General features: G+C 65.4%; 1 pseudogene. It reads right to left on the reverse strand.

The features are described from left to right. Positions 1-432 (reverse strand): annotated as a pseudogene (locus tag GTY47_RS40005) (ABC transporter substrate-binding protein); the annotation flags it as partial. Positions 433-535: the final 103 nt, after the last annotated feature.

Genomic DNA, 535 nt, shown 5'->3' on the forward strand with positions numbered 1-535 from the left:
GTTCTTGCCGACCGCGTACTCCGGCAGGTTGTGCTCCGCGATCCCGGCACCCTTAATACTCTTCAGCCGGTCATGGTCAATGGGCTCCAGACACTCCTGCCCCACCATCTTCTGGAAGATCAGCAGTGAGTTGTCCATCAGGTCCACCTGTGGGCGGCCCTGCTTGACCTGGGCGATGATTTGCGCCGACTGGTAGTTGACCGTGGTGACCGTGATGCCGGTCTCCTTGGTGAACGGCTCGTAGATCGCCTTGGTGAGGGCGTCGTTGTAGGTGCCGCCGCTGTTGCTGACGACGAGCCGCTTCTTGCCGCCGCCCGAGGCGCGGCTTTCGCTGTTGCCCATGAGGGTGCCGCAGCCGGTCACCGCGGTGGCGGCGGCCAGCGCGCCTGCGGTACGGAGTACGGTTCTGCGTCCTATCCGGTTGGCTTCCATCGGGGCGCCTCCTGGTGATGGATGGGATTCGGGGGAAGGGAAAACGCTGGGGGGTGGGGTGGGGCCTTCGGGGCTGTCCGTGCGGGACGGTGTGCTTCGTGCG

This window comes from Streptomyces sp. SID5464, from assembly GCF_009862985.1.
Lineage (GTDB): Bacteria > Actinomycetota > Actinomycetes > Streptomycetales > Streptomycetaceae > Streptomyces > Streptomyces chartreusis_D.